General features: G+C 71.5%; 6 protein-coding genes and 1 pseudogene. 4 read left to right on the top strand and 3 right to left on the bottom strand.

Translation table 11 applies throughout. The features are described from left to right. Positions 1–54 precede the first annotated feature (54 nt). From AC2VNT_RS16790 to AC2VNT_RS16780, 3 genes are all read left to right on the top strand, one after another. Entirely contained in the window at positions 55–1,440 is a 1,386-nt protein-coding gene (locus AC2VNT_RS16790) for a S1C family serine protease (RefSeq protein ID WP_486947931.1), read from the top strand. 46 nt (positions 1,441–1,486) lie between these two features. Next, positions 1,487–1,981 carry a MogA/MoaB family molybdenum cofactor biosynthesis protein gene (locus tag AC2VNT_RS16785; protein WP_486947930.1) on the top strand — a complete coding sequence of 165 codons (495 nt, stop codon included), beginning with the start codon at positions 1,487–1,489 and terminating at the stop codon, positions 1,979–1,981. A 266-nt stretch (positions 1,982–2,247) separates the two neighbouring features. After that, on the top strand, positions 2,248–2,703 hold the full coding sequence (locus tag AC2VNT_RS16780) for a large conductance mechanosensitive channel protein MscL (RefSeq protein ID WP_486947929.1): 456 nt from the start codon (positions 2,248–2,250) through the stop codon (positions 2,701–2,703). Between the two features lie 18 nt (positions 2,704–2,721). On the opposite strand, the gene AC2VNT_RS16775 is transcribed toward AC2VNT_RS16780, so the two are convergent. The 3 genes from AC2VNT_RS16775 to AC2VNT_RS16765 all read right to left on the bottom strand — a co-directional run bounded on the left by AC2VNT_RS16775 (position 2,722) and on the right by AC2VNT_RS16765 (position 4,485). Further along, positions 2,722–3,390 carry an SAF domain-containing protein gene (locus AC2VNT_RS16775; RefSeq protein ID WP_486947928.1) on the bottom strand — a complete coding sequence of 223 codons (669 nt, stop codon included), beginning with the start codon at positions 3,388–3,390 and terminating at the stop codon, positions 2,722–2,724. Between the two features lie 66 nt (positions 3,391–3,456). Beyond that, positions 3,457–3,807, bottom strand: coding sequence for an FmdB family zinc ribbon protein (locus tag AC2VNT_RS16770; RefSeq protein ID WP_486947927.1), 351 nt, complete (start codon positions 3,805–3,807; stop codon positions 3,457–3,459). Positions 3,808–3,867: 60 nt separating this feature from the next. After that, complete coding sequence (locus tag AC2VNT_RS16765) at positions 3,868–4,485, bottom strand: 5-formyltetrahydrofolate cyclo-ligase (protein WP_486947926.1); 618 nt, start codon at positions 4,483–4,485, stop codon at positions 3,868–3,870. A gap of 77 nt (positions 4,486–4,562) precedes the next feature. Here AC2VNT_RS16765 and AC2VNT_RS16760 point away from each other — a divergent pair. Further along, a pseudogene (locus AC2VNT_RS16760) lies at positions 4,563–5,406 on the top strand (UTP--glucose-1-phosphate uridylyltransferase); the annotation flags it as partial.

The raw sequence follows: 5,406 nt of genomic DNA, 5'->3' as shown, positions 1-5,406 counted from the left end.
CGACGGCATTTCCGGTGACCGAAGCCGGATCCGGGGGGGTGTAGCTTAAGCGGAATGACGAATCACAAGGGGAATTCGCCACAGCCGCAGCAGGCGGGACCGTCGGCGCCGGCTGTCGAGCAGACGGGCGCCCGCCCGGTTCCGCCGGCCGGATCGCACACGTCGCCTTACGACTGGCGGTATGCACAGCAGTCCGGGCAACAACCGGTCTACCAGCAGTCGTACCCGAACTACGCCGATTCCCGGTCGATTCCGATACCGGTCCGCCCGCAGCAGATCGAACCGGCGAAGCAACCGGTCAGCCGCCGTTCCCGGGCCGGCGTGATGGCCGGCGCGGCCGCGATCGCCGTCATCTCCGGCGGGATCGGCGGGGCGGTCGGTGCGGTCGTGCAGAGCGATCGGGCGTCGATGCACGCCGACGCCGCGGCGCCGACGAGGGTGGACGGTCAGCCGTCCACCGCGCCGCCGGTGCCGGTCAAGGTGCCGCAGGGGTCGGTGGAGAAGGTGGCCGCCAAGGTGGTGCCCAGCGTGGTCATGCTCGAGACCGACTTGGGACGGCAGTCCGAGGAGGGGTCGGGCATCATCTTGTCCGAGGACGGGATGATCCTGACCAACAACCACGTGGTGTCGGCGGCGGCCAAAGCCGACGCCCTCCCGGCGTCGGCGAAGGCGGCGATGAAGACCATCGTGACCTTCGCCGACGGGCGCACCGCCCCGTTCACCGTGGTCGGAACCGACCCGTCCAGCGACATCGCCGTCGTCCAGGTGCAGGGAATGACCGGGCTCACCCCGATCACGCTGGGCTCGTCGGCCAATTTGCGGGTCGGCCAGGAAGTGGTGGCCGTCGGCTCACCGCTCGGCCTGGAGGGGACCGTGACCACCGGCATCGTCAGCGCGCTGAACCGGCCGGTGTCGACCACCGGCGAGACCGGCAACCAGAACACGGTGCTGGACGCCATCCAGACCGACGCCGCCATCAACCCGGGTAACTCCGGCGGCGCGCTGGTCGACATGAACGGCGATCTGGTGGGGATCAACTCGGCGATCGCCAGCCTCGGCGATTCCCCTGACGGGCCGGGCGGCTCGATCGGTCTGGGCTTCGCCATCCCGGTCGACCAGGCCAAGCGGATCGCCGACGAGCTGATCAGCTCGCCCGACCACATCGCCAGCCACGCCTCGCTCGGGGTGCGGGTGGTCACCGACCCCGCCACCCGCGGAGCCAAGGTGGTCGAAGTGGTACCCGGCGAGGCGGCGGCCAAGGCGGGCGTGCCGGACGGGGCGACGGTGACCGCATTCGACAATCGCCCGATCACCGGCGCCAACGCCCTGGTGGCCGCGGTCCGCTCCAAGGCCCCCGGCGACCAGGTGGGTCTGACCTACCTGGACGCCACCGGTACCGAGAAGACCGTGCAGGTCACCCTCGGTAAGGCCAAGCAATAGGGGAGTGGGTGCGCTGCGGTCGGACGGCGGTTATACGGTGACAGGCATGGAACAGCGTCCGGGTTTGGCCGGCAGGGCGTTGGTCGTCGTGGTCGACGACCGCACCGCGCACGGCGACGAGGACCACAGTGGGCCCCTGGTGACCGAGCTGCTCGAGGAGGGCGGCTTCGTCGTCGACGGTGTGGTCGCGGTCGCCGCCGACGAGGTGGAGATCCGCAACGCGCTGAACACGGCGGTGATCGGCGGAGTGGACCTGGTGGTCTCGGTCGGCGGCACCGGGGTGACCCCGCGCGACGTCACCCCGGAAGCCACCCGCGACATCCTGGACCGCGAGGTCCTCGGCATCGCCGAGGCGTTACGCGCCTCCGCGCTGGCCGCCGGGATCGCCGATGCGGGGCTCTCCCGCGGCCTGGCCGGGATCTCCGGGAGCACGCTGGTGGTCAACCTGGCGGGCTCGCGCTACGCGGTCCGCGACGGCATGGCGACGCTGAATCCGCTGGCCGCCCACATCATCGGTGACCTGTCCAGCCTGGAGATATGACGCCGGAAGACCCGCCGGAGCCACCGGACGACGACTCCGCCCCGGAGGACATCCGGGACGCCGAGGAGCATGAGCGGTGGCTGCGGGAGAACCGGCCGCCACACCACGGTTGAGCGGATCGGCCGCCGCCGCCTGACCCGGAATGCCACGGCGTGGTCAATCCTCGGTGACGTACGTATTTAACCGAAAAACCCGCACCGGCCGGGCCGCCGACATATCGTTTGCCCCGGCGGCGACGTGTTGCCCGGACATGTACCCGAGGAGAGGTGAGCTGCGTGTTCAAGGGGTTCAAGAACTTTCTGATGCGCGACGACGTCATCACCGTGGCGATCGGTCTGGTGGTGGCCCTGGCGTTCTCCAACCTGGTGGAGGCATTCACCAAGACCGTGATCAACCCGCTGGTCGCATCGATGCAGCCGGACACCTCCGGCCTGGGCCTGGGCGTGCAGCTCAACTCCGCCTGCGCCGGGGTCGACGAGTGCAAGACCACCTTCCTCGACACCGGAGCGTTCATCTCGGCGATCATCTACTTCGTGGTGTTCATGGCCACCGTCTACTTCTTGGTCGTGCTGCCCTACAAGCACATTCAGAAGCGGCGCGGCAACACCGTGTTCGGCGACCCGGACCCGACCAAGACCTGCCCGGAGTGCAGGTCCGACATCCCGGCCGACGCCCGCAAGTGCAAGTTCTGCGCCAGCCTGCAACCGGCGCCGGCCGCTTGAGCGGGTCGCGCTAAGCGGTCAGCGCAGGGTCAGGGTCACCGACTCGACCAGCGCGGCGCCGGCCACCGCGTGGGCGGCGGCGGCCGGTAACGCGACCAGCACCAGCCGCTCGTCGCCGACACCCTGCCGTCGGTCGGAGACCAGCACGACGACCCCACCGGCCGCGACGATCCGGGGGCCGGACGGGGGGCCGGTGGCCGGGTCGGCCGGGTCGGCCTGGGCGGCCGCGACGACGTCGACGACGTCGCCGACCCGCACCAGGTCGGCCAGCGCGGCGTCGGCCGGATGCACCGGAACGATCCGGGAGTCGGGCCCGGCGGCGGCTTCGGCGAGACGGCTGCCGAGCAGCCGGACGTCGGTGAGCACCTCGCCGCGGCGGGCCGGCCCGGCCAGCGTCGCGCCGAGCACCGACGCCAGGTCGGCCGAGGCGCCGTCGGGAACCGTCGCCGCCGGCCGGCTCGCCAGCACGACGTCGTCGGTGGTCAGTGCGGTGCCCGGGCCGATGTCGCGGTCGGCGATCACCACCTGGACCCGGGTTCGCTCCGGGCTCGGGCGGATCGCGGCGACCCCGGCCAGCAGTACCAGGCAGCCGGCGGCGGCTCGCCGGGCCAGCGGGGTGCGTGTCCAGTCCGGATGCAGCGTCCGGAGGATCCGGGTGGTCAGCGTCGGGTTGAGCGATTCCGGCATGGCGCCACGGTAGGGACGCCGCGGGCCCGGCGGTATCCGCTCCCGATCGGGCTGTGGATAACCGCGTCAGCTGGACACGGAGCTGCTCGACGCCTTTGCCGCGGACGAGTCGGCGGTGGTCGACGTCTTCTTCTCGGTGCCGGACGTGCCGCCGGAGCCGTTGCCGTCGGAGCTGGCTTTCTCCGCCGAGCCGGCCGAGGCGCCCGGTTTCGCCGAACCGGTGGTGGACGTCTTGCGTGCCGCGCGGCTGTCGTTCTGGTAGAAACCGCTGCCTTTGAACACCACGCCGACCGGGCTGAACAGCTTGCGCAGCCGTCCAGAGCACTGGTCGCAGGCGGTCAGGGCGTCGTCGCTGAAGGATTGCACCACGTCGAAGCGGTTGTCGCAGTCCGTGCACCGGTAGCTGTAAGTCGGCACCGAAACCTCCAGAAATTGGCCAATCGATTTAGCACTCTACCGCGCTAAGTGCTAGAACCGTTAGCCGGCCGGGGTCATTCCGGGCCGCTCCGGCTGCGCCAGCCGGACCACACCCCGTCCCGGGGTGAGCGCGTCGGTCATCGGCACGTCGTGCGGCTCGGCGGGCAGCTCGTCGAGCAGCTCCGGGTCGCGGACCAGGCCGATCAACCGGGCTCCCGGCCGCCGCAGCGGCAGCGTCCGGTCGTAGCACCCGGCCCCGCGGCCCAGCCGCACCCCGCGGCGGTCGACGGCCAGCGCCGGGACGATCACCACCCCGGCCTCGGCAAGCGCCGCCGGCGGCAGCCACGGCGGTGCCGGATCCCGCAGGCCGAACCGGGCCGGCACCAGGGCGCCCGGCCGGTACTCGCCCCAGTGCAGCGCCGGCTGCGCGTCCGGGCCACCGGCCTGCACCACCGGAAGCAACACCCGCAGCCCGCGGCCCAGCAGCGTGTCCAGCATCGCGATCGAGCCCGGCTCGCTGCCCACCGGCACGTACGCGCAGACGGTGTCGCCGTCGACGGCCAGTGCGTCCAGGTGCCGACGCAGCGCTCGTGCTTCGGCGGCGCGGACCTCGGCGTCGACCCCGCGGCGGGCGGCCAGCAGCCGTTCGCGCAGCGCCGGCTTTGCGGGAGTGGCCATGGCTTTAACCCTCCCAGCATCGGTGTTGGACCCGCCAGTCCGGGGTTCGAGGGCTGCCTGCGGCTATCGTGTGATCGATGTCTGGTCCATCGGTTCCGATCCCGCGCACGGCAGTCGTGCCCGCGGCCGGCCTGGGTACCCGATTTCTGCCGGCCACCAAGACGGTGCCCAAAGAGCTGCTGCCCGTCGTCGACACCCCGGGGATCGAACTGGTCGCGGCCGAAGCGGCCGAGGCGGGCGCGGAACGGCTGGTGATCGTCACCTCCGAGGGCAAGGACGGCGTCGTCGCGCACTTCGTCGAGGACCTGGTGCTGGAGGGCACCCTGGAGGCGCGCGGCAAGGAGGCCATGCTGGCCAAGGTGCGCCGGGCGCCGCGGCTGATCAAGGTGGAGTCGGTGGTGCAGGCCGAGCCGCTCGGGCTGGGCCACGCCATCGGCTGCGTGGAGCCGCGGCTCTCCCCCGACGAAGACGCGGTCGCGGTGCTGCTCCCCGACGACCTGGTGTTGCCGACCGGTGTGCTGGAGACGATGTCCGGGGTGCGGGCCCGGCTCGGCGGCACCGTGCTGTGCGCGATCGAGGTCACACCGGAGGAGGTGAGCGCCTACGGGGTGTTCGACGTGCAGCCGGTGCCGGGTGGCGACGACCCCGACGTGCTCCGGGTAATGGTCATTGTCTAGAAACCGACGGTGGGGGACGCCCCCTCGGGGCTGGCGGCGGCCGGTCGCTACGTGCTGGACCGGGCCATCTTCGACGCGCTGCGCCGGATCCCCCGGGGCGCCGGTGGCGAGGTGCAGCTCACCGACGCGATCGCGCTGCTGATCGCCGAAGGCCACCCGGTGCACGTCGTCGTCCATCACGGCTCGCGACACGACCTGGGAAATCCCGGTGGCTACCTCAAGGCTGCGGTTGACTTTGCACTGG

It is taken from the genome of Mycobacterium sp. TH-M15, from assembly GCF_057473705.1.
This window is presented reverse-complemented; position numbering and strand designations above follow the sequence as displayed.